Below are 23,728 nucleotides of genomic sequence, written 5' to 3'. Positions count from 1 at the left end.
CGTCGGGCTATAGCCTCCAGGAGTCGAGTGGTCATGTTGAAACTGACGGCAAGAGCTGCCCTGCTTGCCCTGGCGGTGACGGCACAGCCGGCCGCCGCGCAGGCTCTGGGCCCCGATGCCGCCCATTGCCGAAGCGGCGCCAGCGGTCCCGCGATGCTTGTCCATGTCGACGGCTTCAAGGAGCGGCGCGGAAATCTTCGGGTCAATGTTTACAACAGCGCCGATACGTTTCTCGAACGCGGACGCTATGTGCGGCAGATCAACGTCTCGGTAACCCGCTCAGGGCCGATGCCGATCTGCGTGCGCCTGCCCCGCACCGGCCAATATGCGGTTGCGGTGAGGCATGATGTGTCGGGCAACGGCAATGACTGGGGCGATGGGGGCGGCTTTTCGCGTAATCCGCGCCTGTCGCTGACCAATCTTCGCCCGAACTTCCGGAATGTCGCCGTCAGCGTTGACGGCGGGGTCGAGAATGTCTCGGTAGTGCTCAACTATCGCTTCGGCCTGTCGATCAGGCCGGTGAGGGGCTGAGCCGTGGCCCTTGTCGCGCTTCTTTCGAACCCCCGCGCGACCGGTAACCGATCGCTGCTGCCACGCGTGCGCGGTTTCTGCGCCCAGCACCGCGACATCTTCCACTATGAAGTCGAGCATGCGGACCAGATCGGTCCGGCGCTGAGGACGATCGCCCGGGTCAAACCGAAGGTGCTGGTCATCAACGGCGGCGACGGCACGGTCCAGGTGGCACTGACCGAACTCTATCATGGCGGTCATTTCGCGCCGGAGTCGCGGCCTCCCGTGGCGGTGCTGCCCAATGGCAAGACCAACCTGATCGCCCACGACCTCGGTGCGGAAGGAGATCCGATCGTGGCGCTCGAGCGAGTGCTGGAGCTTGCCCGTACCGACATGAGTCCGAACATCGTCCAGCGCGAGCTCATCCAGCTGAGCGACGGCGAGCCGGGACGTCGCCCGGTGCTGGGAATGTTCCTTGGCGGAGCGGGGCTGGCCGACACGATCCTTTATTGTCGGCACAAAATCTATCCCCTCGGCCTTCCCAACTGGCTGGCGCACGGGATCACTCTCGTACTCGGACTTCTTGCCGTGCTGATCGGCCGGCCACCCAGGTTCCTGCCGATGCAGCCAAAGCCGGTGAAGGTGTCGGTGCTGAAGCGTGGGGTGCTTCAGGGAAGCTTCGCCTTCCTTATGGTGACAACGTTGCAGCGGCTTCTGTTCAGCGGTCACATGCCCGGTTCGGAGAAGGCGACGGGATCGATGCAGCTCCTCGTCATCGAACGGAGTTTGCCGGCGCTCGTCCGGGCGCTCGTCGCCTCCATTCGGGGCCGGCTCGGCCGCTATCGGCTTAGCGGAGTTCATCTCGAGCGCGGTGACGAAATCCGGATCGAAGGCGCTCATTCCAGCGTGATCCTCGACGGTGAGCTGTTCGAGGCCAATGACGACCGACCGATCGTGCTTCGCCCGACCGCGCCGGTTCCGTTCCTTAGGCTTGCCGTCTGACGGTGGAGGAGACGGCTTCGAGGAGCCGCGGAACAAGCTGCTGCTTTATCGGTCCGTTATGGTCGTTGCGCTCGCCAGACCCTAAATGGGTGACGTGACTGAGAAACCCGACGCCCCCACCCGTTTCAACGAGGAAAAGGCCACCTATACGGTTCGCGGCGCCGACGCGCCCGATCTGGAGGCAGGCATTGCCGCCGTCCGGGCGGTCGTGAAGACCCTCCCGGTTCGCCCGGGAGTCTACCGGATGCTCGATGCGCGCGGCGACGTTCTGTATGTCGGCAAGGCCAGGGCCCTGAAGAACCGGGTCAACCAATATACGCAGGTGAATCGGCAGTCGAAGCGACTGCAGCGAATGATTGCGCAGACGCGCTCGATGCAGATCGTCACCACCAACAGCGAGGCGGAAGCCCTCCTGCTGGAGGCGCAGCTGATCAAGCGGTACCGCCCGCCCTACAATGTCCTCCTCCGCGACGACAAAAGCTTTCCGTTCATCCTTCTGAGGGAGGATCACGACTTTCCGCGGGTCCAGCTCCATCGCGGCGCGCGGCGCTACAAGGGGCAGTATTTCGGTCCCTTCGCAAGCGCCGGCTCGGTGCGCGAGACGCTGAACTCGCTGCAGAAAGTCTTTCTTTTGAGGAGCTGCACCGACAGCTTCTTCGCCAATCGCTCGCGGCCGTGCCTCCTGCACCAGATCCGTCGCTGCAGCGCCCCCTGCGTCGGCCGGATCGACGAGGCGGGCTATGAGGAGCTGGTCCGCGACGCCAAGGACTTCCTTTCCGGCCGTTCGACCAAGATCCAGCAGAAGCTTGGCTCGCTGATGGCGGAAGCGGCGGAACGGCAGGATTTCGAGCTTGCCGCGATTTTCCGCGACCGCCTGCGTGCCTTGACGTTCATCCAGGGGAGCCAGGCCATTCATGCCGAGCGGCTGGGCGATGCCGACCTCTTCGCGCTCGCCTCCAAAGGCGGGGCGATGTGCATCCAGGCATTCTTCATCCGCGGGGGGCAGAATTGGGGCCATCGCAGCTTCTTTCCAGCTCACACCAGCGATGTTCCCGAAGCCGAAGTGCTGCAGAGCTTCCTGGCCCAGTTCTACGAGGAAGTGCCGCCGCCGCGCCTGATCCTGACCGACCGGCCACTGCCTGAGGCGGAGCTTCTTTCGGAAGCCTTCACCGCCCGCTCCGATCGCAAGGTGCTGCTGAAGACGCCCCAGCGCGGCGAGCAGGCGCGAATGATCCGGCAGGCGAAGCGCAATGCCGAGGAAGAGCTCGACCGGCGTCTGGCCGAAAGCTCGACTCAGGCCAGGAATCTTCGCGAGATTGCCGAGTTGTTCGAGCTGCCCGAGCCTCCGCAGCGCATCGAAGTCTATGACAACAGCCACGTCATGGGAACCAACGCCGTCGGTGCGATGATCGTCGCGGGTCCGGAGGGTTTCCGCAAGAATGCCTATCGCAAGTTCAACATCAAGCGCCCGGAAACCGCTCCCGGCGACGATTTCGCGATGATGCGCGAGGTTCTCTCGCGACGTTTCGCGAGACTGGAAAAGGAGGATCCTGACCGGAGCCGTGGAGAATGGCCCGATCTCCTGTTGATCGACGGCGGCAAGGGGCAGCTCTCCGCCGTCTGCGAAGTGCTCGAAGATGCCGGGGTTCAGGACGTGCCGGTGGTCAGCGTCGCCAAGGGCCCGGACCGAAATGCCGGGCGCGAGGTGTTCCATCTGCCGGGCGGTCGGGAAATCACCCTTCCTCCCAACTCCCCCGTTCTTTTCTACCTGCAACGGCTTCGCGACGAGGCGCATCGCTTCGCCATCGGCGCGCACCGGCAGAAGCGGGCGAAGAGCATGGCCGCCAGCCCGCTCGACGAGGTGCCGGGTATCGGTCCCGGCCGCAAGCGCGCCCTGCTCATGCATTTCGGAACGGCTCGAGCGGTGAAAAGCGCTGCCCTGGAGGATCTGGAGAAGGTTCCCGGCATCTCCCGCGCCACGGCAAGGGGGATCTACGACTTCTTCCATCCGGGCGGTTGACGATGAGGCTCGAGACCGAAGCCATCGTCATTGCCGTTCGGGGCCATGGCGAGCATGGCGCGATCGCTCGGGCGTTGACCCGGGCAGAGGGGGTGCAGGCCGGTTATGTCCGTGGCGGCAAGTCGAGGCGACTTCGACCGGTGCTGGTACCCGGCAATCTGGTGCAGGCCGAGTATCGTTCCCGCTCGGAGGAGCAGCTTCCCCACCTGAGCGTGGAAATGATCCACAGCCGCGCCTTCCTTCTTTCGGAGGCGCTCGCTGCGGCCGGCATAGAATGGGCCTGTACGCTCACGGCGACGGCCCTTCCCGAAGGCCAGCCTTATCCGCGTCTCTATGACGGACTCGACGGATTGCTCACCGCGATCGAATCGGCGCCGAGCGCCCGCGGCTGGGTTGTGGCTCTGATCCGCTACGAGCAATTGCTGCTCGGCGAGACCGGATTTGGGGCCGGCAGCCTCCCGCCGAGCGGCGCCGGGATCGACTGGCAAGCGCTTCGACGGTGTGGCGAGCGGCTCGAACGTGACCTGCTGACCGGACGCCGCGGCGAGGCACTCGCCGCTCGGGAGAGGCTGATCGAGCGGCTGAAGAGGATGGACGGTTGACCCATTCACCGCGGCGTTACAGGAGGAGTATGTGAAAGAGTCCTTCTCCGAAAGCGCGGCCAAGTTCTTCCCGCACAGCGCCACCACCCGCGACATCACGGTCCGGGTGTCGGTAAGCTATCTTCCCGAGCAGTCGGAGCCGGGGAAGGGACGGTGGTTCTGGGCCTACCACATCCGAATCGAGAATGGCGGCGCTTCGGCGGTCCAGCTGGTCAGCCGCGAATGGATCATCAGCGACGGCCGCGGCAGTTCCCACGAAGTGCGCGGCGAAGGCGTCGTCGGGGAGCAGCCGGTACTCGAGCCGGGCGGATCCTTCGATTATGTTTCGGGATGCCCGCTCAACACGCCGACCGGCGCAATGGAGGGCCGCTATTTCATGGTCGGGGCGGACGGCTCGACGTTCGACGTGGCGATTCCCCGATTTCCGCTCATCGCTCCGGCCGTTTCCGGCTAGCGCGCCAGCTGGAGGGCGCGGCTCATCAGGCCGATGAAGCGATCCTCGTCGACCGGCGCGGCGGGGTTGTTCCAGCTTCCTGTGACGACGTACCAGGTGCCGGCCCGGTTGCGCGCCAGCCAAGTCAGGTTGAGAACGCCCGGCTCTGAGCCGCCCTTATATCCAAGATAGGGCAATTCGGCGCGCACCGCCGGCCCAACGCCGGAATTGATGGCAAGAATGGCGCGAGCGGCCTCGTCGCCGTTGAGTCGCAGCCAGTTCATCGTCCGGACCAGATCAGAGGCCGAGGCAAACCATTCGACGCTTTGGATATGAAGCGGCGCACCGGTGTAGCGGGAAAAATCCATCCGGCTCGCATCGACCGAAGCATATTCAGAGGCGAGCAGCTGCCGGCGCCGAGCCTCGTTCGCCGTCCGCCACGCCTCTACCGCGGCTTCTGGTGCGGTCTTGATTGCAGAGAGTTCGAGCGTGGAGAGCAGTGGCCGATTGCGGGGCGCCGATTCCACCCCGATCATCGTCATCATCCGCTCGACATTCTCCCTTCCAAGGAGGTGCAGGAGCATATCGGTGGCAGTATTGTCGCTGACCGAGATCATCAGCGCCGCGAGCGTGTGCAGGGTCAGCGGCGAGCCCTGGGGCCAATTCTGCAGCGAGCCGGAAGGAAGCGAGCGGCGGTCAAGTTCGACCACATCGCTCCAGCGGCGATGACCGGCCCGAACCTGACGCGAAAGTTCGGCAAGGATGAACAGCTTGAAGGTGGAGCCGATGGCCAGCGGCCGGTCCGGCTCGATCCCGGCGAGGATCTGTGGGGCGGCACCGTCGAGCCGAGCCACCGCGATTGAGGTTTCGCCCGGCAGCGAGCCGATCTCCTGGATGACCGCCTCGAGGCTGTCGCCGAGCAGGTCCGCGCCGATCACAAGGAGTCCGGCAATTTGGTGGGGTGGCTGCGGTTCCAGCGCGATGTTGAGCCGAAGCACGGCACGATCATAGTTGATATGCAGCACGCCCGATCTCGGCGACTGAGCCTCGATCCGGGCCAGTCCTCGAGGAGCGCCATATTGGGCGGCAAGCTGCTGGGAAATGCCGCGGATCTGAGCCACTGGGACCTGAGCGAGGAACTCGGAAGTGAACATTTCGGCGGGATTGCCTCGGCCGTGCAGCAGCGCCACCACCTGCTCGCCCCGGCTCCTCAGCTCCGGACTTGCCTCCTGCGCACGCGCGGTCGAGGCAAGTCCGATCAACGCCAGCACTGCGAATATGAATCGTGGCGCCATGCTTCTTCTCCCCGGGGAGATGCTAGGCGAAACCGCCGGGCCGCTCCACCGTTACAGGCACGAAAGCATCGGGAGACGAAGCATGCCGGTTTCGAACACTAGTCTGGTCGAGCGGATTTCGCGGGTAATTGCGGGAAGGGTCGTCAGCATCAATGCGGGTGGCGACGATTCCTCCGCGGGCGAACGGATCGACGCGATCTGGCGCGACTATCGCGCCGACGCGCTTTCGATCATCCGGACCATGCGCGAGCCGGATCCGGCGATGGCGGCAGCCGGTGATGTCCAGACCTGGGAAAGGATGATCGAGGCGGCGCTCGCCGAGGCCGGCGAGGGCGTCGGCTCATAGCCCGAGTTCAGGCCAGATTCCGCGCAGGGCGTAAAGCGAGGGCAGAAGCAGCGCCAGGCCGACCGCCAGGTCGAAGCCGCGGATCGGCCGCATCCGCCCGGTGGTGCCACGCACGCGCATATCGGTGGCGGTGATCCACAGAATCGAGGCGCCGCAAACGGCTGTCGCAAGCAGCAGGGCGACGTAGGGATAGAAGAGACCCTCCGGCCAGACGTCGATGAGCGCCGCAATCAGGAGGGCGGCGATTCCGGCCGCAATGCCCGCGGCGGTGGCACGAGCCAGGGTCCAGCCTTTCAGCACCTCTTCACCAGTCCCTGAACCAGCCGGTTATGGCATAGCGCGCCAGCGGCGCGAAGGGCGGCACGTAGGTGACGCAATGCTTCTGCGGCACCGCAAAGAGGTTGAGCGAGTTGAAGCGCGGCTTGAAGCCGGCGACCACGTCGCCTTCTTCGTCATAGAATTGGAGATAGCCGCCCCATTCGGGCCGCCATTCTTCGCTGGTCAGGTTCAGCACATAGGCGACCCGCCAACCCTCCGCGACATGGCTGTCGTCGTGAAGGGCGAGGAAGTGGCTCGGCCGATAGAGGGTTGCCTGCGCATCCGCCTTGGTGAGAGTCGAAAATCCCGTCACCTCGCGCACGAAATCCATGAACGGCTCGGCGTTGATATGTTCCATCAGCAGGTCGTGGGGCGAGCCTTCGTCCCACTTTTCCTGATAGGCGTTGAGGATCGGGAAATGAGAATAGACAAAGGCGTAGTCACGCCCGCTCATCGCGCGCATCAGCTTTTGCCCGATCTCCGCATTCTGCTGCGGCGTCATCCGCACCAGTTCCTCGGCCTTGATCGGGTGCGGGCCGTCCGTCTCACCCGCTTGCCACGCCACTCCCCAGGACGTGCGATGCTGCAGGACGCGTCGGACCTCGTTGGCCGTCCGCTCAGTCAGCACGTCGCGGATCTGGATTCGCCGATCGCGCGCGAAGTTTCGGGCCAGGGCTTTCCGATTCAGGCCCGGGTTGAGTTCGAACAAAGGTATGGGGCCGCTCATGCGTCGATCGCCTCTTCGTCCAGTTCGGCGGCGTGGCTCTGAATGAAGGCGAAGCGATGTTCGGGATTGCGGCCCATCAGCCGATCGACGAGGTCCTTGACGACGGCGCGATCCTCATAATCCTGCGGCAAGGTGATCCGGATGAGCCCGCGGCTCTTCGGGTCCATCGTCGTCTCCTTGAGCTGCTGCGGGTTCATTTCGCCTAGGCCCTTGAAGCGGGATACCTCAACTTTCCTGCCCTTGAACAGGTCGCGCTCAAGCTCGGCGCGATGCGCGTCGTCGCGGGCATAAGCCACAGTTCCGCCAGCGGAGAGACGGTAGAGCGGTGGCTGAGCGAGGAACAAGTGTCCGCGCTTCACCAGTTCGGGCATCTCCTGGAAGAAGAAGGTCATCAGCAAGGTCGCGATGTGCGCACCGTCGACATCGGCGTCGGTCATGATGATGACTCGCTCATATCTGAGGTCGTCGGGGTTGCAGCGATCGCGGGTCCCGCAGCCCAGTGCCTGGATGAGGTCGGCGACCTCCTGGTTGGCCCGGATCTTGTCGGCGGTGGCCGCGGCCACGTTGAGGATCTTGCCGCGGATCGGAAGGATCGCTTGAGTCTTCCGGTCGCGCGCCTGCTTGGCCGACCCGCCGGCGCTGTCTCCTTCGACGATGAACAGCTCGGTGCCTCTGGGATCGTCGTTGGCGCAGTCGGTGAGCTTGCCCGGCAGGCGGAGCTTGCGGTGGGACGTCGCGGTCTTGCGTTTGATCTCACGCTCTGCGCGACGCTTCAGTCGCTCGTCCATCCGGTCGAGAACGAAGCCCAGCAAGGCTCGGCCACGCTCCATATGGTCGGCCAGGAAATGGTCGAAATGGTCCCGGACCGCATTCTCGACCAGCCGAGCCGCGTCCGGCGAGGTGAGACGATCCTTGGTCTGGCTCTGGAACTGAGGATCCCGGATGAAGACCGAAAGCATGATCTCGGCACCGGTGACGACGTCCTCCGCCTGAATGTCCTTGGCCTTCTTCAGGCCGACGAGTTCGCCGAAGGCGCGAAGGCCGCGGGTCAGAGCATTGCGCAGCCCCTGCTCGTGGGTCCCGCCATCCGGTGTAGGAATCGTGTTGCAGTAATAGGAAGCGTTGCCGTCGCCCCAGATCGGCCAGGCCACCGCCCACTCGACCGAACCCTGGCCGTCCGGGAAGTCATGCTTGCCGACGAACGGCGCGTTGGTCGCCGTCTCGCGCTCGCCGATCTGCTCTTTGAGATGGTCGGCCAGTCCCCCCGGAAACTGGAACGCGGCCTCGGAAGGAGTGTCGTCGCTGATCAGCGAAGGATCGCATCGCCAGCGTATCTCCACGCCGGCGAACAGATAGGCCTTTGAGCGGGCAAGCCGGTAAAGCCGCGCCGGCCGGAACTTCGCCTCCTCCCCGAAAATTTCCGGGTCGGGCGTGAAGCTGATCTTGGTGCCGCGGCGGTTGGGCGTGGGCCCGAGCGGCGTCAGCGGAGAGGTGACGTGTCCCTTGGCGAAGGTTTGGCGAAACGCTTCCCGGTTGCGGGCTACCTCGACCACCGTTTCGCTCGACAGCGCATTGACGACGCTGACCCCGACGCCGTGAAGGCCGCCGGACGTGGCATAAGCCTTGTTCGAGAACTTGCCGCCGGAATGGAGCATGGTCAGGATCACTTCGAGCGCAGATTTGCCCGGATATTTGGGATGCTGGTCGATCGGAATTCCACGGCCATTGTCGATGATGGTCAGCTTGTTGCCGGCCTCCAGACTGACCTCGATCCGGGTGGCGTGACCAGCCACCGCCTCGTCCATGCTGTTGTCGAGCACCTCGGCGGCAAGGTGATGGAGCGCCCGCTCGTCGGTGCCGCCGATATACATGCCCGGGCGCCGGCGAACAGGTTCGAGCCCCTCCAGCACCTCGATGGAATGGGCGTCGTAGTCGGTCGATGCGTGGGCGGAAGACGCGAACAGGTCTGACATGGGTCAGCTATAGGGGGCGGGGAGTTCCAGGAGCAAGGTTCTTGGCCTGTTCTGTCCACAATCGGCTGCGGCCCTTGCCAATTGATCAGGAGCCATTGAGCACACCCGGAAAACTGCAGAGCTGCGTGAGCGGGCTGCGCCCTGGCCCGGTGGCGCACTGATAGCCAAACGAGCCAATCAGGCCTTGAATTGTCTCATGCGTGAACCATATCGGTTCTGTCGGACGCCTTGTCGGGTCCGGCGAGGAGGGCAGCCGCTCTCTTCAGCTGCCCCCTCTTTTGGAACCACGTTGCTCAAAGGAGGACATGGCTATGAGAAGCAGTTTCGACTTCACGCCTTTCCGGCGCTCGACCGTCGGCTTCGACCGGCTGTTCGACCTGCTGGAAAGCAGCATTCCGAACCAGATCAGTGACAACTATCCGCCCTTCGACCTGATCCGGGAGGGCGAGGACAGTTATCGGATCACTCTGGCGGTGGCCGGGTTCCGTCCCGACGAGATCGACGTCACCGCACAGCAGAACCTTCTGATCGTCTCCGGCCGCAAGCGGGACGAGGATGAGGGCCGCTACATCCATCGCGGCATCGCCGCTCGCGCGTTCGAGCGTCGTTTCGGCCTGGCCGACTATGTCCAGGTCAAGGGCGCCGAGCTTCGCGACGGGATCCTGTCGATCGAACTGCAGCGGGAAATTCCCGAGGAGATGAAGCCCCGCAAGATCGAGATCGGCGGTGGTTCCGTGCGCCAGCTGGAGAGCGAGGCCACGGCCAAGCAGGTCGAAAACGACAACAGCAGGGAGCTCGAGGCCGCCTGATCGGCCAAGCCCCCAAGCGGTAGCCTCCGGTGCGCGAGCGCCGGGGGAGCCGCCTTCTCGTCCACTGTCAGCAACAAAGGAGGAAGATCATGGCCATGCGTGATTTGATCCCGTGGGGCCGGCAGGAAAGCAGGATGCCTGCGATGTATCGGGACGAGGAAAGGAGCCCCTTCTTCAGGCTTCGTAACGAAATGGACCGGCTGTTCGAAGACGTCTTCAGCGCTCCGTTGTTCAGCGGCGGCTGGAGCAGGATGATGAGCTGGCCGAGCATCGAAGTGAGCGACACGGACGACGAGGTCCGGATCACCGTCGAGCTGCCGGGAATGAACGAGAAGGACGTCGAGCTGCATGTGCAGGACGGCATCCTTTCCATCCGCGGCGAGCGGAAGAGCGAGCATCAGGATCGCGACCGCGGCTGGTCCGAACGCTATTATGGCCGGTTCGAACGCCGCATCGCGCTCCCGGACGGATCCGATGACTCGCGTTGCGAGGCGAACTTCCGCGACGGCATGCTGACGGTCCGCATGCCGAAGTCGCCGGAAGCGACTCGCAGTCGCAGGATCCCGATCAATGCCGAGACTCGGCACTGACGACCCTTGAGCTTCCGGGCCTGATCGGCCCGGAAGCGGCATCGGCAGTCTGGTCATGCTCGGTCCGGTCGCACGACATCGAGCCCGGCTTGCGGTCGTTTCTCGAGGAGGCGCGCCGTCATCGCCTGCCGCAAACGACGGTTAACGCTGAGCAGAGTTCTTCCGCCAATATGCAGGGCCGTGACGCGGCCACGACCTGGAGCTGGCAGGCAAGGAGCGACCCAAGAGCCGCCCCCCGAGACTTCAGGAACCGAGAAAGTTCGGCGCTGCTTCCGGCGAGTCGCCGTGGATCAGGTCGAGATAGGCGGTGGCAAGTTCATAATGCGCCTGAACGGCGCGGCTGTCCTCCGCACGTTGTGCCATCGTGATTTCAGCTTCCGCCCGCCGCTCGTAATAGTGAACGTCCTTACCGGCCATTTTCTGCTTGTTCTCCTGGTCGATTGCTGGACCGGGTGCTTTCGCATCCGGAACTAGAGGAAGAACGCGGAAATGGCTTCGGCCGTTCCTGAGATTCAGCTTAACCTGAATTTGGGCAAGCCGCTGAATTGCTTGCCCTTATCTTACCCGCGGACCACCGAACGGAAGGGGCGGAGCAGGTTTCCGGTCGCGTCGCGGAAGTTGTGCCTGATAGGCAACGCCGCAATGTTCCACGCAGTAAGGAAAGCCGGGATTGGACGGCTTGCCGCAGAAGTGGAAGTCCGGCTCGCCGGGATGACCGATCGGCCACTTGCAGATCTTCTCGTTGAGATCGAGCAGGCTCGTCTTGTCGGCGATTTCCGGGCTGGGCTTCGCGGGCACCAGGCGACGGGGTGGCGCGGGTGGTATCGGCGCCTGCTGGTCCCCCGGTCCCTGCCGAACGAACCCGCCGGGCCCGATCGAACGGATCTGAGGCTGCGGCGGCGGCGGTGAGGCAGCGGGCGGCGCCGGCGGTGCCACTTCCGCTTCTGGTTGCGGCTCGGGCGCCGAGCGGGCGGGAGCAGGCCGCGGTTCGGGCTTGGCTGCTGCGGGCGGCGGCGGTGGCGTGACGGGCGCGGCTTCATCAGCTTCGCCCTCGTTCGCCTTGACTGGCGAAGGCCGCGACTGGAGCCCAAGTCGGTGTGCCTTGCCGATCACGGCGTTGCGCGACACTCCGCCAAGCTCATCGGCGATCTGACTCGCCGTCATTCCCCGGCTCCACAGCTCCTTGAGCCGTTCGATCCGCTCGTCCGTCCACGACATTTGCGTCACTTGTCCTCCAGCTTCACGGCTTGCTCCGCCCGGCGACTGCGACTAGCCACGGCGCCTGTGAACGACCAGCCTTCGAATTGGGTTCGAGCCGCCCCCGGCGTGCCTGTCATCAGGAACGTCAATTGGGGCGGCCTTGGAACGCTCTATGTGAAGGAGGTGCGGCGTTTCTTCAAGGTCCAGCTGCAGACGATCTGGGCTCCTGCCGTCACCACCATGCTGTTTCTGGTGATTTTCACCGTCGCCCTCGGCCGCGAGGGCCGATCGGTGCTCGGCGTTCCTTTCGCCGATTTCCTCGCCCCGGGGCTGATCGTCATGGGGATGATCCAGAACAGCTTCGCCAATTCGAGCTTCTCGCTCCTCGTCGGGAAGATCCAGGGAACGATCGTGGATTATCTCATGCCGCCTCTGTCGGTCGGGGAGTTGATCACCGGGCTCATCGGAGCGGCCGTCACCCGGGCCTTTCTGGTAGGTTTTGCGGTTTGGCTGGCGATGCTCGCCTGGCCCGGAGTGCACGTCTTCCCGAGCCATCCGCTCGCTATCTTCTGGTTCGGCTTGATGGGCAGCATGATGCTCGGCTTCCTGGGCCTGATCACTTCCGTCTGGGCCGAGAAGTTCGATCATGCCGCCGCCGTGACCAATTTCGTGGTGGCTCCGCTCTCGCTGCTTTCCGGGACCTTCTATTCGGTCGAGGCGCTGTCGCCGGTGTTTCGCGCGATCAGCCATGCCAATCCCTTCTTCTATATCATTTCCGGCTTTCGCTACGGATTTCTCGGAGTGGCGGACTCACCGGTTGGGTTCGGCGCCATCATCCTCCTGGTCATCAACCTTGTGCTGGGCGCGCTCTGCTTCACTCTGCTCCGCAGCGGCTGGAAGCTGAAGGCCTGACCTGTTCATAGAAAGCGCTCTGAAGCTGAACAGATGCTGTCGGCTTCATTCAGCGCCGTCACAGCGAATCGGCCGTAAGTCGATCCTGCATGGTGCAGCAGGAGTAGTAGACATGCGTAAGATGCTGATTTGCTTTGCCGTGGCGACCGCGACGCTGACCGCTGTTCCGGCTGCCGCCCAATATCGTGATCATGACAGAGGCTGGGATCATCGCGATGACCGGCGCGACCGCCGGGCTGCGCAGTTTCTATTGCGCGATCTGGATCGGGTCCAGGTACGGATCGACCGGTCGGCGCGACGCGGATTCATTTCCCCGCGCGAGGCTTTCGGCCTCCGCCGCGAAGCCAACCGAATTCGCCACCGCCTCTATCGCGCTTCCCGCAACGGCCTGAGCAATCGTGAGGTGCATGAGCTTCGGGTCCGAATCGATCGCGTCGAGCAGCGCCTGCGCTTCGAACGATGGGACCGCGACGGTCGTCGCTGGTAGCCGGCGGCTCCGAAGCGGGCGTCGCATTGACGACGCCTCGGCTCACTCTCTAAGAGGTGGAAGGCGGTCCTTGAGGGCCGCCTTCTCGCTTTCAGCCTTGAGGATCGTCACATGGCCATAACGCCGCTCATGCCCGTCTATCCGCGCTCGCCAGTGCGGCCAGTCCGAGGGGAGGGCGTCTATCTTTTTGGCGAGAAGGGCGAGAAGTATCTCGACTTTGCCAGCGGGATCGCCGTCAATCTGCTCGGCCATGGCCATCCCGTGCTCACCAAGGCGATCCAGGACCAGGCCGCGACTCTGATCCACGTATCGAACCTGTACGGCTCGCCACAAGGCGAAGCCTATGCCCAGCGGCTGGTCGACCTCACCTTCGCCGACACCGTCTTCCTCACCAATTCGGGCGCAGAGGCGGTGGAGTGTGCGATCAAGACGGCTCGCCGTTATCATCACCATCATGGAAATCCGGAGAAGCACGAGCTGATCACTTTCTCCAGCGCCTTTCATGGCCGAACGCTCGGCACGATCAGCGCGACGAACCAGGAAAAGCTCCGGGACGGCTTTGCGCCGCTATTGCCCGGCTTCACCGTTGTGGAATTCGACAATCTCGATGCCGCCAAGGCAGCGATGGGACCGCACACGGCCGGTTTTCTCGTGGAGCCGGTTCAGGGGGAAGGCGGGATCAGGCCAGCGAGCGAATCCTTCATGAAGGGCCTTCGGCAGCTGGCGGACGAGAATGATCTGATGCTGATTCTCGACGAGGTCCAGTGCGGCTTCGCCCGAACCGGGACGATGTTCGCCTATGAACAATATGGAATCCAGCCGGACATCATGGCGGCCGCGAAGGGCATTGGCGGCGGATTCCCGATGGGCGCCTGCCTTGCGACGGAAAAGGCGGCGGCCGGGATGGTGATCGGAACCCACGGTTCCACCTATGGCGGCAACCCGCTTGCCTGCGCCGCCGGCCAGGCCGTGCTCGATGTGGTGGCCAATGACGAATTCCTCAGTCACGTCACCCGCATGGGAGAGCGCCTGCGCGGCGCGCTCGAACAGCTGATTCCCAACCACGACCATCTGTTCGAAAGCGTTCGTGGCATCGGTCTCATGCTCGGGATCCGGATGAAGAGCGACAGTCGAGCCTTTGTCACCCACCTGCGCGAGCATGGCCTTCTCACCGTCGCCGCTGGCGACAATGTGATGCGCGTGCTGCCTCCGCTGGTGATCGAGGAAGCGCACATCGCCGAGTTCATCGAGAAGCTATCAGAGGCGGCTCGAGCCTATGAGGTGCCGCAGGCCGCCTGAGCGGCCTCGCGGCGACGCGACCCTTGCCAGAAGTGTCAAGCGAGGCTTCGCCCGAACCGCGACCTGAGCTGGACTGCTAGAAGAGCGCGCGCCGTTCTGCCCGAATGCCCGGCGCAGCTATCGGCGCTGTGGAGTCCAGCCGTGCCTAGCGGCCGGTCTCCTGAACCGTGCGACCCGAAGTGTCGGGTGCTCCGGGGCCCTTCACGGTGCCTTCCGTCCGCGGCGTGGTGGCGGGATCGAGCTGCGGCTGGTCCTGGCCGCGGTCGCCCTGGGCGGGCAGGTCGGAGGCTTCGGCGGCATTCTGTGCCGGGCTGTCGGCCGCCGGCGGCGGCGGGATCTGAAGGTTGCCGCCCTGAGCATTCATATAAGCGAGCAGATTGGCGCGGTCCTCAGGGTTGCTGAGACCCGCGAACGTCATCTTGGTGCCTGGCGCGAAGCTTCGGGGGCTGCGAAGCCATTCGTTCATGGCTTCCCACGTCCAGGTGCCGCCCTTGGAACGAAGAGCGTCGGAATAGGAATAGCCGGCGACCTGAGCGACCTGAGCGCCCATCGTTCCCCAGAGATTCGGGCCGAGGCCGTTGGCGCCGCCCTGATTGATCGTATGGCAAGCTGCGCACTTGCGGAACACAGCTTCGCCGGCGGAAGCATCGGCGGTCTGGAGTAGCGCCGCGATCGGCGGCTCGGCCGCTTCGCCGTCCCCGCCTTCTTCGACGACGCCTTCGATCGGATAGCCCATAGTTTCGGGCCGCTCGGAATGGAACAGCTCACCAGTAACCAATGACGCTCCGAGCAGGACGATGCCCGAGCCCAGAACCCAGCCCGCAATCGTGTTGAAGCGATTGTCCATCCCGCCAAGAACCTCCGAGAAAATGCGGCCGCGCCGGGCCGAGCCTGAACAGCTGACTGGCGCCCCTTTATGCGGGCCGGCCCGCCGCCGCAAGCCGCGGCTTTCCAGCAGCATCGTCCTTCTTGCACGTCGCGAATCTGCCCGCTAGGAGCGCCACGCGTCGGAATCCCGACTCTCACTTATACCCGCTATCCTCGTTATCCACAGGCTCAAGGGGCTTGGGGCGAATCACTTTTCGTGACAGCTTTCGGACGTGGCCGGAGCGAAAGCTTCCAGTCACAGCCCGAGCGAAGCCGTCGAATCGCCCCACCAGGCGGTCGGACGGAAGAGCGAAGGCCGGGCGGCTGACGAAGCCGCCGCCATGCGGAAGCTGCGGGCTCGCCCTTTAGCGGATGCGAAAGCGGCAGGCTTCGTGAAGCGCCCACCTTGTTCCTACGGCCTCCGGGCACGAGGAGCTGAAAGGCAGGTCAGACTTGGTCGGATCTGTCGGCAGCACGCGGGATCTTCGGATCAACGCACTGCGATCGGCGGTACCCAGCCCCGGCTTGGGACCGTTGCGCAGGGAAGGGTTCGCCCGGAACTGCATCGGCAGCCCCAGGGCTTCGGCTCATGGACTGCCAGGCAGAACTAAGGCTTCGGCCAAGGTAACCTGCCTGTCACTGGTCTCCAAGCTTCGGCGGAAGGGAGCAGCGCGGGCAGGGAGCAGGAGAACCCCGGTCCTCCTGATCTGCCGAGCGGCGAACCGCCAGGGCTTCGGCCCTGACGGGGAGCCCGCGGGGCAAACCTGAGCGGAGCGAGAGCTTGGCGAAGGATCCCGGAGGAACGGCATCGAGCTCAGGCCCGAGACCGCCCTCGAAAACGCCCAGAGCGGACTGCCTCGCCTCCCAGGCTTGGTGTCCACCCGCGACGGGACAGTGGGGGCTGGCGGAGACGCCAGCCCCCATTACTGTTTCCGGGCCATGGCCTTCGAAACTCGTCACTGCTCACCAGGAACGGCCGCCCCGGCGCGGCGTTGGCTTTCCGTCATCGACATCGGAAAGGAACGCGACATGGCGGAGGAGAACAAGCCGGCAATCGGGGGTGGCACCGGTGGGACGGCCGGTACGGGGCCGCTGGACGCCACCCCTGACGGCCCGGAGCGCATTCCGCGCGAGAACGAGGGGGAAGAAAGCCTCGCGGCCGGAGATGCGTCCCGGGAGCAAGCAATCGGGGAGGGCGGCGGTGACCGGATTGGCGGCACCGGTTCGTCCGTGGCGAATAGCGGGCGGCTCAGCACCGAAGGGAGCGGCGCCCCTCCCAATCCGATCGATCCCGGTGACCCGGGCGGAATGGGTGGAGTTCGTGCAGAAACTCGAACGCCGGACGATCGCCCGCCGGGAGGCGTCAGTCCCCTCTCCGGCGAGAAGGAAAATCGCCGCTGATCGGCCGACCGCCCTTGATCTCGATTCTGCCCGCGGCAATAGTCGCGGCGGGCGAGGGGAGGCGCCGGACATGTTCTCACGCAAAGACGCTGCCTCGGGTAGTCCCGGGCGGTCTGGCAAATCCGCGCCCGGGCTTTCCTTCATCGGGCCGGAAGTAACGATCGGCGGCGATGTCGCGACCGACGCGCAACTTCACGTCGAAGGCCGGATCAATGGCCATGTTCGCGCGGCCAACCTGTGCCAGGGGCGAACCGGTACGATAGCGGGCGACATCGTCGCGGACGAGGCGCGGCTGGCTGGGTTGGTCGAGGGCACGGTCAATGCCGGCACGCTGATCGTCGAAGCCAGCGCGCGGATTACCGGCGACGTCACTTACGAGACGATCAGCATCGCCGCCGGCGGCCGAATCGATGGCCGGCTGGCCCGGCGCGAGGCACTGGTATCGGGCAATTCAGCCGCGGAAGTTCTCATCGCCACTCCGGCGGAGCCGGAGCCGACCGCCAAGTCCGCCAAAGATGGAGGACTCTTTCCGCCCCTTGCAGAAAGGAAGCCGACGGCGAACTGATCATGAAGCACAGCGCCCTCATCGTCTGGCATTCAGATGGCCAATTCGCCTCTGGGCGCTACAGCCGCCGCCATGAATGGCGGTTCGACGGCGGCGCGACGGTTCCGGCTTCCTCGTCGCCCGACGTGGTGCCGTTGCCGATGTCCGATCCGGCTGCGGTCGATCCTGAGGAAGCCTTGCTGGCGGCAGTCTCGTCCTGCCACATGCTCTGGTTCCTCAATCTCGCCCGCGATGCTGGATTGGATGTCGAGAGCTATTCGGACGAGGCCGAAGCGGAAATGGGTCGGATCGCTCCGGGGCGAATGGCAATTACCAGAATCACCCTCCGACCCGAAATATCCTTTGTCGGGCGCGTGCCCGACTCCGCCGAACTCGACCGGCTTCACCACGAGGCGCACGAGCGCTGCTTCATCGCCAATTCCGTCAGGACCGACATAGTGGTCGAATCCCGATCGGAGCGCCAGTCAGCCTAGAGACCCCACCAAGGCAGTTTGGAATAATAGCCCGACACTTCTTCATAGTCGCTCGGCTGCGGACGATCGGCCTGATCGAGTCGAAGGGTGGGAGCGGTCTTGAGCTGGTCCCGGGTAAGATCGACCACATAAGCGTCGAGATCGACGCTGTAGGTCAGAACCTCCCAGGGTACCGGATGCACATGCTCTCGCAGACCGAGGAAGCCGCCGAACGACAGCACGGCATAGGCGACCTGGCCGCTTGTCTTGTCGATCATCACGGAATGGATCGACCCCAGCCGCTGGTCGAAGCGGTTGTAGACAGGCGTGCCTTCAACTCGTCGCGAAGAAATCAGGCGATGCTGATGGTCCAGAGCTTGCTCCTGCTCGAGCAACGGACTCGGTTGTTGAGACATTGAGGGTCTCCTTCGAGGCCCCCCCCGCCAAGTCCGTATAGCAGATTCGTGGCTGCGGGGGTACGTTCCCGACGCCTAGGCGCCGGCCTCAGCGAGAAGCCGAGCGTCGGCGCCGTCCCACACCATCTTCAGGCCTCTGGGAAGGGCGTTGCGTACCTTCGCAAGCTGCCCCGCCGACAAATGGCGGTCGAGCACGGCAAAGACGGCCGCAATCGCTTCGTCGGGATCCACCGGGCGGATGTCGGCAAGCCATTCCGCGACTTCGGCTCGAAACTGCTCCGGCGTGTGGCAATCGAGCGGCAGCCGAGCGGGCACGAACTGATCATAATAGACGCCACGCACCAGCAATGGCAGTTGCGCCCCAAGATGAGCCGCAAGGTCGACTGGCAATCGGTCCCTCAGCTTGTGAAGGACGATCGACAACACTTTCCAGGCGGCCTGCCGATCGGCGCCGAGCCGATCCATGATCTCGTTGAGCCACATGTTCGTGGTCTGAAGCGTCTTGTCGAAAACATCGAGGCCGGTGGCGCTCATGAGAGAACCTCCTTTTCTTGAACCCTCGCTCATTGGCCAACGAGAATAGGCCGCGGCCGTTCCCAAGATTGCGGGCGAAGCGTTCGCCGCATTCGACCGGAGGCGGAGCGGCAGCGATGGCTCAACCGTTGGGGTGGAAAGGAGGACAGGATGAGCAAGCGAATCGAAGAAAAGGATCGACTGGGTGAAGACGGCCCGCAGGACGGGCCGATCGGAGCGGGCACCGACACCCGTCGGCCGATGCCAGCCGGCGGTGAGTCGAACCAGCCGCACGGCGATGCCGGTGTCGGCGGGCAGCGCCACCCTGGCGGCAGCAGCCGCGACCCGCAGGCGCAGGGACGTCGGACGGAGGAGGAAGCCCATGGATGAGCGCGAGACTGGCCGGCAAGCGGGCGCAATCGGCGGCGGTCTGAATGGCGCGGAACTGCAGCGGCGGGAAAGTGAAGGGCTGGACGGCACCGGCGGATCGAGTGGTGGCGGGAGCGTCGCCGGCTCGGGCGAGGCTTCGGGCGGAACCCGCGATCGCGAGAAGGCTGTCGCCTCGGCCGCCTCGGGTGACGACGGCGATGCGCTCGGCGCGGGCAAGCTCGCCGCAGCCCGCAGCTTCAACGGCTCACCAACGGGAGGGGAGGCGATCGGTGCAGGCGCCGGCCGAGGATCGATCGGCTCAGGTTCGCCCAACGACAGCGGCGACCTCGGCGGTGGGGGGCCGTAACCGGTGCCGGCGGACCTCTCCGTCTGATCGCACTCGCCACGCCCATTCGGTCAGCGACGTCGCGAACCTAACCGCCTTCAGCCGATCTGCGCGCTCGCGAACCTAGCGGGTCGCGGAGCCACCCGTGCAGCGAGCTGCAGAGCGGGCATCGGGCAGCCGCGTTCGAATGAAGTCGCGCATGTTAGGATAGACCTGCTCGAGTTCGTCATAGACCCGACAGGCTTCGGCGCGCCGGTTGAGACGGGTCAAGGCCTGGCCAAGGAAGAACAGGCTGTCTGCGGCGCGCTCGCCACGTGGGTTGCTCTGATAATTTTCCAGCAGGATGCGCGCCGCCGTGGCGGGCTTGTTGTCATCAAGATAGGCGCGTCCCTGCAAGTTGCGCATCCAGCTCGTCCAGCGGCTGTTCGGATGCTGAGTGGCGGCCGCTTCGAGGGCCTGTTGAGCCTCGGCATAGCGGCGCTCGTTCCAGAGCCTGTACCCGGCATTGTACGCCTCCTCGGCCGCGTCGCCGCCAGACGAGGTCGCCGGAGCCGGTTCGGCCTCACGCGGGCTCGTCGCGGGCGGAGCGGGCACAGTTGCGGAAGCCGGAGGCTGTTCCGCCGGCCGTGCCTGCTGTTCGATACGGTCGAGCCGACCCTGCAGGTCGGTGCGAAGACGGGCGAGCTGGTCCTCCACCTGGCGAGTGCGGAACCCCTGCTCCTCGACCTGGCCGGTGAGCGTGCGAAGCTGCGCCTCAAGCGCGTCGAGTCGCGCCGCCAGGCTTGAAAGAGCATCCCCGGTAGGCTGGATCGTGGGCGAGGCCGGCCGTTCGGGTCCAATCTCGGGTTCGACGAACTGAGTGCGGCCGTTCGGAAAGACGCGCCGCTGGACCGCCCGCAATTCCCGCTCAAGCCGGTCGACGCGCTGCTCCACGGGTTCTGCTCGCTGAGCCGCGGCTGGCGCTGCAACTCCGGCAAGCAGAATCAGACCAAGAAGATGAAAACGCATGATATTCCCCGCAAAGCTTAGCCCAAGGCCGCCTTAGTGAAACATTGTGGCTGTCGCCAGCCTTAAGGCTCAACGCGTCGGCGCTTGAGCGCCGGGCGCCGGTGCCTGGGCGAGAGCTGCCAGATCTTCCGCCCGGGCGCTGACACTGACCGGGCGACCCGACGGCCCGAGCTGCGGCAGGACGGTCTGACCGATCGTGACTCGCAGCGCCTCGGGCGCGCCGACACGAAGCATCGGCTGAGTGGCGGTAGCCGGGATCTGGTAGGTTTCGCCCGCTGCCAAGGTGCGTTCCATCAAGGTGCCGCCGCCCTGTTCATAGATCCGGACCCAGACCGGAGCGGTCGCGGTCAAAACAACGGGCTGTCCCGCTAGCTGTTGCGGTTGCGGCGCCTGCGCTGTCGCCGGCGGCGGTTCTGCCGCGGGCGCCTTGGCCTCGGGAACCGGGGCGGTGACGGCGGCGCTGGGTTCTCCCTCGTCCAGCGAGCTTCGCCAGACGAGGTATCCGGCGATCAGGACCACCGCGAGAATGGCGGCGACGATGGCGAGCGAGCGTGGAGGAACGCGCGCCGGATCGGCTGGCTGATAATATTCGGGCGCAGGCGCGCGGCTTCGAGTCCCGCCGAGCCGGTCACGAAGCTCGCGACCCAACTCAGCGCCATCGAGCCCGACCGTATTGGCATAGGATCGGACGAAGCCGACGCAATAAGTCGGGGCCGGAAGTGCGTCCCACTCCTCGCGTTCGATATGCTGAAGGTGGCGAATCGGTATTCGGGTCCGGGTTGCGACATCGTCGAGGCTGAGCCCCTTGGCCTCGCGCGCCTTTCTCAGCCGGTCGCCGATCGATTCTTCGCTCTGCAGCTCTTCGTACGCCTGTTCTTCCATCAAGCCGATTCCTCAACGCACTCGCCCCAACTGTCAACCTGCGCCCGCCGCAGAAGCTCCGCTCAAGCTATCGCCACGCCATTGCGGTCGGCCCACTGCGCCAGCGCCGCCCGCAGATCGGCCGGTGGCGCCTCGAGGAGCCGCTTCATTTCGGACCGGATTGCCGATCCGTCGAGCGAGCGGATCATCGCCTTGATCGGGCCTACGGCCACTGGAGTGATGGAAAGACGACGTATGCCAATGCCGATCAGCGCCATCGCCTCGAGCGTCCGGCCACCCATTTCGCCGCAAACCCCAAGCGGCACTTCATGCGCGTTCGCCGCAGCCACAACCCGGCTGAGGAAGCGAAGAATTGCGGGCGATAGCCAGTCGTAACGCTCAGCCAACCGGGGATTGGCGCGATCGGCGGCGAAAAGGAACTGGGTCAGGTCGTTGGTACCGATCGACAGAAAGTCGATCTTGGGCAGGAGCAGGTCGAGAGTCTCGGCAAGCGCCGGTACTTCCAGCATCGCGCCGTATCGAATGTGCGCGGGAAGCAGTTTCTTGCGTTGAGCGAGCCAAGTGCGCTGCTCCTCGACGAGAGCCTTGGCCTCTTCGAACTCCCACGGCTCGGAGACCATCGGGAACATGACGTCGAGGTCGCGGCCCGCTGCGGCCTCGAGCAGAGCGCGAGCCTGAGCCTTCATCAGCGTGTCGCGATCGAGCGCGAGCCGAAGCGCGCGCCAGCCCATTGCGGGATTCTCCTCGCCATCATTCTCCGGGTGGAGATAAGGGAGCTGCTTGTCTCCCCCGACATCGACGGTTCGGAAGATGACCGGCTTGTCCCCGGCGGCATCGAGCACCGCCCGATAGAGCCGCTGCTGGGCCTCTCGTCGCGGGAGGGTGGCGGAAACAAGGAACTGGAATTCGGTCCGGAACAGGCCGATGCCATCGGCGCCGGTCAGTCCGAGCGCGGCGACATCGTCGCGAAGCCCGGCATTCACCATCACGGAAATCCGAGTGCCGTCCCGGGTTACGGCCGGCAGATCCTTGGCTGCAGCATATTCGGCTCGCCGCTTCTGGCTCGCGGCAAGACGCGCGTCGAAGGCTTCCTGGACGGCTGCGGTCGGCCGGGCGAAGGCGACGGCCTCCGTTCCGTCGAGCAGGATGAGGTCACCCTCCTGCACCTGGCGGCGAACGTCGCGAACTCGGCCGATCATCGGAACTCCCATGGCGCGCGCGACGATCGTTACATGGGCGGTGAGGGATCCCTCCTCGAGAATGACCCCCTTCAGTTTGCGACGGTCATATTCCAGCAGCTCCGCAGGGCCCAGATTGCGCGCGATCAGGATCGCGTCCTGGGGAAGCGCCATCTGCGCCGCCGTGCCGAGCTGGCCCGAAACAATCCGGAGCAGCCGGTTCGACAGATCGTCGAGGTCGTGCATCCGTTCCTGGAGGAGCGGGTCGTCGATCTGGCGCATGCGCATCTGCATCCGCTGCCGAACGCGCTCGATCGCGGCCTCGGCGGTGAGGCCGGAGTCGATCGCTTCGTTGATCCGCCTCGACCAGCCTTCGTCATAGGCGAACATCTTGTAGGTCTCGAGGACCTCGGCATGTTCCCCGACCGTACCGAATTCGGCCTGGCCCATCATGGAATCGATCTGTTCGCGCATTTTCGCGAAGGCGGAGTAGACCCGGTGGCGCTCGGCCTCGATATCCTCCGCGACGGTATGCTCGATCAGCACTCTCGGCTGATGGAAGACGGCATGGCCTTGAGCCATTCCGACCACGAGTTTCAAGCCGTTGAGACGCGCCATGCTGGAGTCGCGGCTTTCGGCGGCGGCGGCCGAGGCGCGGTCGACCAGGCCGGCATTGGCGATCAGCTCCGACAGCACCATCGCCACGGTCTGGAGCGCTTCGATCTCGATTTCGTCATAGGCGCGCGGCTCCGCATGCTGAACGGCGAGAACGCCGACGGCCCGCTCGCGCCGGACGATCGGAACGCCGGCAAAGCTGTGGAACAGCTCCTCCCCGGTCTCCCGCCGATAGGCGAATTCGGGATGGCTGGCCGCCTCGGCGAGGTTCAAGACCGCCACGTGCTTGGCGATGGTTCCGACCAGGCCTTCGCCCATCGCCAGCTTGGTAACGTGAACTGCGCTCTGGTTGAGACCGACGGTGGCAAAGAGTTCCAGCACACCGTCGCGCAACAGATAGATTGAGCAGACCTCGCTCGCCATCGCCTCGGCGATGATCTTGACGACCTTGTTCAGCTTCGCCTGGGCGCTGGCCTTCGAAGCCATCACGTCATGCAGACCGGTCAGAATCTCGCGGGCGGACGTGACGGAGGTCGTTGGCATGGCGTTGGGCTATCAGAAAGACTTCGGCTTTCGTAGCCCAGTTTACGGCG

The 23,728-nt window shown here is 64.8% G+C and carries 28 protein-coding genes; 16 read left to right on the top strand and 12 right to left on the bottom strand.

All coding sequences use genetic code 11. The annotated features are described in order from the left end of the window. Window positions 1-33 precede the first annotated feature (33 nt). The 5 genes from ACRYLT_RS00835 (at window position 34) to apaG (ending at window position 4,588) form a co-directional block, all read left to right on the top strand. Window positions 34-531 carry a DUF2141 domain-containing protein gene (locus ACRYLT_RS00835; RefSeq protein ID WP_482662219.1) on the top strand — a complete coding sequence of 166 codons (498 nt, stop codon included), beginning with the start codon at window positions 34-36 and terminating at the stop codon, window positions 529-531. 3 nt (window positions 532-534) lie between these two features. Next, window positions 535-1,512 carry a diacylglycerol/lipid kinase family protein gene (locus ACRYLT_RS00830; protein WP_482662218.1) on the top strand — a complete coding sequence of 326 codons (978 nt, stop codon included), beginning with the start codon at window positions 535-537 and terminating at the stop codon, window positions 1,510-1,512. A gap of 85 nt (window positions 1,513-1,597) precedes the next feature. Next, window positions 1,598-3,532, top strand: coding sequence for an excinuclease ABC subunit UvrC (gene uvrC, locus ACRYLT_RS00825; protein ID WP_482662217.1), 1,935 nt, complete (start codon window positions 1,598-1,600; stop codon window positions 3,530-3,532). 2 nt (window positions 3,533-3,534) lie between these two features. Further along, window positions 3,535-4,134, top strand: coding sequence for a DNA repair protein RecO (gene recO, locus ACRYLT_RS00820; RefSeq protein ID WP_482662216.1), 600 nt, complete (start codon window positions 3,535-3,537; stop codon window positions 4,132-4,134). Window positions 4,135-4,165: 31 nt separating this feature from the next. Then, the gene (gene apaG, locus ACRYLT_RS00815; RefSeq protein ID WP_482662215.1) at window positions 4,166-4,588 is read left to right on the top strand and encodes a Co2+/Mg2+ efflux protein ApaG; all 423 of its coding nucleotides are present in this window, start codon (window positions 4,166-4,168) and stop codon (window positions 4,586-4,588) included. Here the strand turns inward: apaG and ACRYLT_RS00810 are convergent. Continuing rightward, window positions 4,585-5,862: a serine hydrolase gene (locus ACRYLT_RS00810; RefSeq protein WP_482662214.1), complete on the bottom strand. Its 1,278-nt coding sequence runs from the start codon at window positions 5,860-5,862 to the stop codon at window positions 4,585-4,587. The two genes, apaG and ACRYLT_RS00810, sit on opposite strands and share 4 nt — an antisense overlap. Before the next feature lie 82 nt (window positions 5,863-5,944). Between ACRYLT_RS00810 and ACRYLT_RS00805 the strand changes: the two genes are divergently transcribed. Next, window positions 5,945-6,208, top strand: coding sequence for a hypothetical protein (locus tag ACRYLT_RS00805; RefSeq protein WP_482662213.1), 264 nt, complete (start codon window positions 5,945-5,947; stop codon window positions 6,206-6,208). Here ACRYLT_RS00805 and ACRYLT_RS00800 read toward each other — a convergent pair. From ACRYLT_RS00800 to parE, 3 genes are read right to left on the bottom strand one after another with little or no spacing between them, the layout of a single operon-like run. Beyond that, on the bottom strand, window positions 6,203-6,508 hold the full coding sequence (locus tag ACRYLT_RS00800; RefSeq protein WP_482662212.1) for a hypothetical protein: 306 nt from the start codon (window positions 6,506-6,508) through the stop codon (window positions 6,203-6,205). The two genes, ACRYLT_RS00805 and ACRYLT_RS00800, sit on opposite strands and share 6 nt — an antisense overlap. 4 nt (window positions 6,509-6,512) lie before the next feature. Beyond that, on the bottom strand, window positions 6,513-7,253 hold the full coding sequence (locus ACRYLT_RS00795) for a 2OG-Fe(II) oxygenase (RefSeq protein WP_482662211.1): 741 nt from the start codon (window positions 7,251-7,253) through the stop codon (window positions 6,513-6,515). Then, window positions 7,250-9,226, bottom strand: coding sequence for a DNA topoisomerase IV subunit B (gene parE / locus ACRYLT_RS00790; RefSeq protein WP_482662210.1), 1,977 nt, complete (start codon window positions 9,224-9,226; stop codon window positions 7,250-7,252). The genes ACRYLT_RS00795 and parE overlap by 4 nt, the downstream gene beginning before the upstream one ends. Window positions 9,227-9,537: 311 nt before the next feature. On the opposite strand from parE, the gene ACRYLT_RS00785 reads away from it, so the two are divergent. Both ACRYLT_RS00785 and ACRYLT_RS00780 read left to right on the top strand, forming a co-directional pair. Continuing rightward, complete coding sequence (locus tag ACRYLT_RS00785) at window positions 9,538-10,035, top strand: Hsp20 family protein (protein WP_482662209.1); 498 nt, start codon at window positions 9,538-9,540, stop codon at window positions 10,033-10,035. An 89-nt stretch (window positions 10,036-10,124) separates the two neighbouring features. After that, on the top strand, window positions 10,125-10,625 hold the full coding sequence (locus ACRYLT_RS00780) for an Hsp20/alpha crystallin family protein (protein WP_482662208.1): 501 nt from the start codon (window positions 10,125-10,127) through the stop codon (window positions 10,623-10,625). A 243-nt stretch (window positions 10,626-10,868) separates the two neighbouring features. Here ACRYLT_RS00780 and ACRYLT_RS00775 read toward each other — a convergent pair whose 3' ends face one another. Beyond that, on the bottom strand, window positions 10,869-11,042 hold the full coding sequence (locus ACRYLT_RS00775; protein WP_482662207.1) for a hypothetical protein: 174 nt from the start codon (window positions 11,040-11,042) through the stop codon (window positions 10,869-10,871). 138 nt (window positions 11,043-11,180) lie between these two features. Next, window positions 11,181-11,843 carry a GcrA family cell cycle regulator gene (locus ACRYLT_RS00770; protein ID WP_482665367.1) on the bottom strand — a complete coding sequence of 221 codons (663 nt, stop codon included), beginning with the start codon at window positions 11,841-11,843 and terminating at the stop codon, window positions 11,181-11,183. Window positions 11,844-11,951: 108 nt separating this feature from the next. Between ACRYLT_RS00770 and ACRYLT_RS00765 the strand changes: the two genes are divergently transcribed. From ACRYLT_RS00765 to ACRYLT_RS00755, 3 genes are all read left to right on the top strand, one after another. Beyond that, the gene (locus ACRYLT_RS00765) at window positions 11,952-12,737 is read left to right on the top strand and encodes an ABC transporter permease (protein WP_482662206.1); all 786 of its coding nucleotides are present in this window, start codon (window positions 11,952-11,954) and stop codon (window positions 12,735-12,737) included. Window positions 12,738-12,849: 112 nt separating this feature from the next. Then, on the top strand, window positions 12,850-13,224 hold the full coding sequence (locus ACRYLT_RS00760) for a hypothetical protein (RefSeq protein ID WP_482662205.1): 375 nt from the start codon (window positions 12,850-12,852) through the stop codon (window positions 13,222-13,224). 111 nt (window positions 13,225-13,335) lie between these two features. Beyond that, complete coding sequence (locus ACRYLT_RS00755) at window positions 13,336-14,523, top strand: acetylornithine transaminase (RefSeq protein ID WP_482662204.1); 1,188 nt, start codon at window positions 13,336-13,338, stop codon at window positions 14,521-14,523. A gap of 145 nt (window positions 14,524-14,668) precedes the next feature. On the opposite strand, the gene ACRYLT_RS00750 is transcribed toward ACRYLT_RS00755, so the two are convergent. Further along, window positions 14,669-15,370: a c-type cytochrome gene (locus ACRYLT_RS00750; protein WP_482662203.1), complete on the bottom strand. Its 702-nt coding sequence runs from the start codon at window positions 15,368-15,370 to the stop codon at window positions 14,669-14,671. 1,049 nt (window positions 15,371-16,419) lie between these two features. Here ACRYLT_RS00750 and ACRYLT_RS00745 point away from each other — a divergent pair. The 3 genes from ACRYLT_RS00745 (at window position 16,420) to ACRYLT_RS00735 (ending at window position 17,829) form a co-directional block, all read left to right on the top strand. Then, the gene (locus ACRYLT_RS00745; protein ID WP_482662202.1) at window positions 16,420-16,791 is read left to right on the top strand and encodes a hypothetical protein; all 372 of its coding nucleotides are present in this window, start codon (window positions 16,420-16,422) and stop codon (window positions 16,789-16,791) included. A gap of 70 nt (window positions 16,792-16,861) precedes the next feature. Continuing rightward, window positions 16,862-17,356: a bactofilin family protein gene (locus tag ACRYLT_RS00740; RefSeq protein WP_482662201.1), complete on the top strand. Its 495-nt coding sequence runs from the start codon at window positions 16,862-16,864 to the stop codon at window positions 17,354-17,356. Between the two features lie 2 nt (window positions 17,357-17,358). Continuing rightward, window positions 17,359-17,829, top strand: a complete 471-nt coding sequence (locus ACRYLT_RS00735) for an OsmC family protein (protein WP_482662200.1) — start codon at window positions 17,359-17,361, stop codon at window positions 17,827-17,829. Here ACRYLT_RS00735 and ACRYLT_RS00730 read toward each other — a convergent pair. Both ACRYLT_RS00730 and ACRYLT_RS00725 read right to left on the bottom strand, forming a co-directional pair. Next, on the bottom strand, window positions 17,826-18,224 hold the full coding sequence (locus ACRYLT_RS00730) for a PRC-barrel domain-containing protein (RefSeq protein WP_482662199.1): 399 nt from the start codon (window positions 18,222-18,224) through the stop codon (window positions 17,826-17,828). The two genes, ACRYLT_RS00735 and ACRYLT_RS00730, sit on opposite strands and share 4 nt — an antisense overlap. Before the next feature lie 75 nt (window positions 18,225-18,299). After that, window positions 18,300-18,758: a DUF2267 domain-containing protein gene (locus ACRYLT_RS00725; RefSeq protein ID WP_482662198.1), complete on the bottom strand. Its 459-nt coding sequence runs from the start codon at window positions 18,756-18,758 to the stop codon at window positions 18,300-18,302. A 150-nt stretch (window positions 18,759-18,908) separates the two neighbouring features. Here ACRYLT_RS00725 and ACRYLT_RS00720 point away from each other — a divergent pair, with 150 nt between their 5' ends. Beyond that, entirely contained in the window at window positions 18,909-19,127 is a 219-nt protein-coding gene (locus ACRYLT_RS00720; RefSeq protein WP_482662197.1) for a hypothetical protein, read from the top strand. Continuing rightward, a complete protein-coding gene (locus ACRYLT_RS00715; RefSeq protein WP_482662196.1) occupies window positions 19,120-19,473 on the top strand; it encodes a hypothetical protein in 354 nt (117 codons plus the stop codon). Before ACRYLT_RS00720 ends, ACRYLT_RS00715 begins: the two co-directional genes overlap by 8 nt. A 102-nt stretch (window positions 19,474-19,575) precedes the next feature. Here ACRYLT_RS00715 and bamD read toward each other — a convergent pair whose 3' ends face one another. From bamD to ptsP, 3 genes are all read right to left on the bottom strand, one after another. After that, window positions 19,576-20,460, bottom strand: coding sequence for an outer membrane protein assembly factor BamD (bamD, locus tag ACRYLT_RS00710; protein WP_482662195.1), 885 nt, complete (start codon window positions 20,458-20,460; stop codon window positions 19,576-19,578). 69 nt (window positions 20,461-20,529) lie between these two features. Further along, complete coding sequence (locus tag ACRYLT_RS00705; RefSeq protein WP_482662194.1) at window positions 20,530-21,342, bottom strand: helix-turn-helix domain-containing protein; 813 nt, start codon at window positions 21,340-21,342, stop codon at window positions 20,530-20,532. 62 nt (window positions 21,343-21,404) lie between these two features. Then, a complete protein-coding gene (gene ptsP / locus ACRYLT_RS00700) occupies window positions 21,405-23,678 on the bottom strand; it encodes a phosphoenolpyruvate--protein phosphotransferase (RefSeq protein WP_482662193.1) in 2,274 nt (757 codons plus the stop codon). Window positions 23,679-23,728: the final 50 nt, after the last annotated feature.

The organism is Sphingosinicella sp. SM1-17 (assembly GCF_056821765.1).
This window is presented reverse-complemented; position numbering and strand designations above follow the sequence as displayed.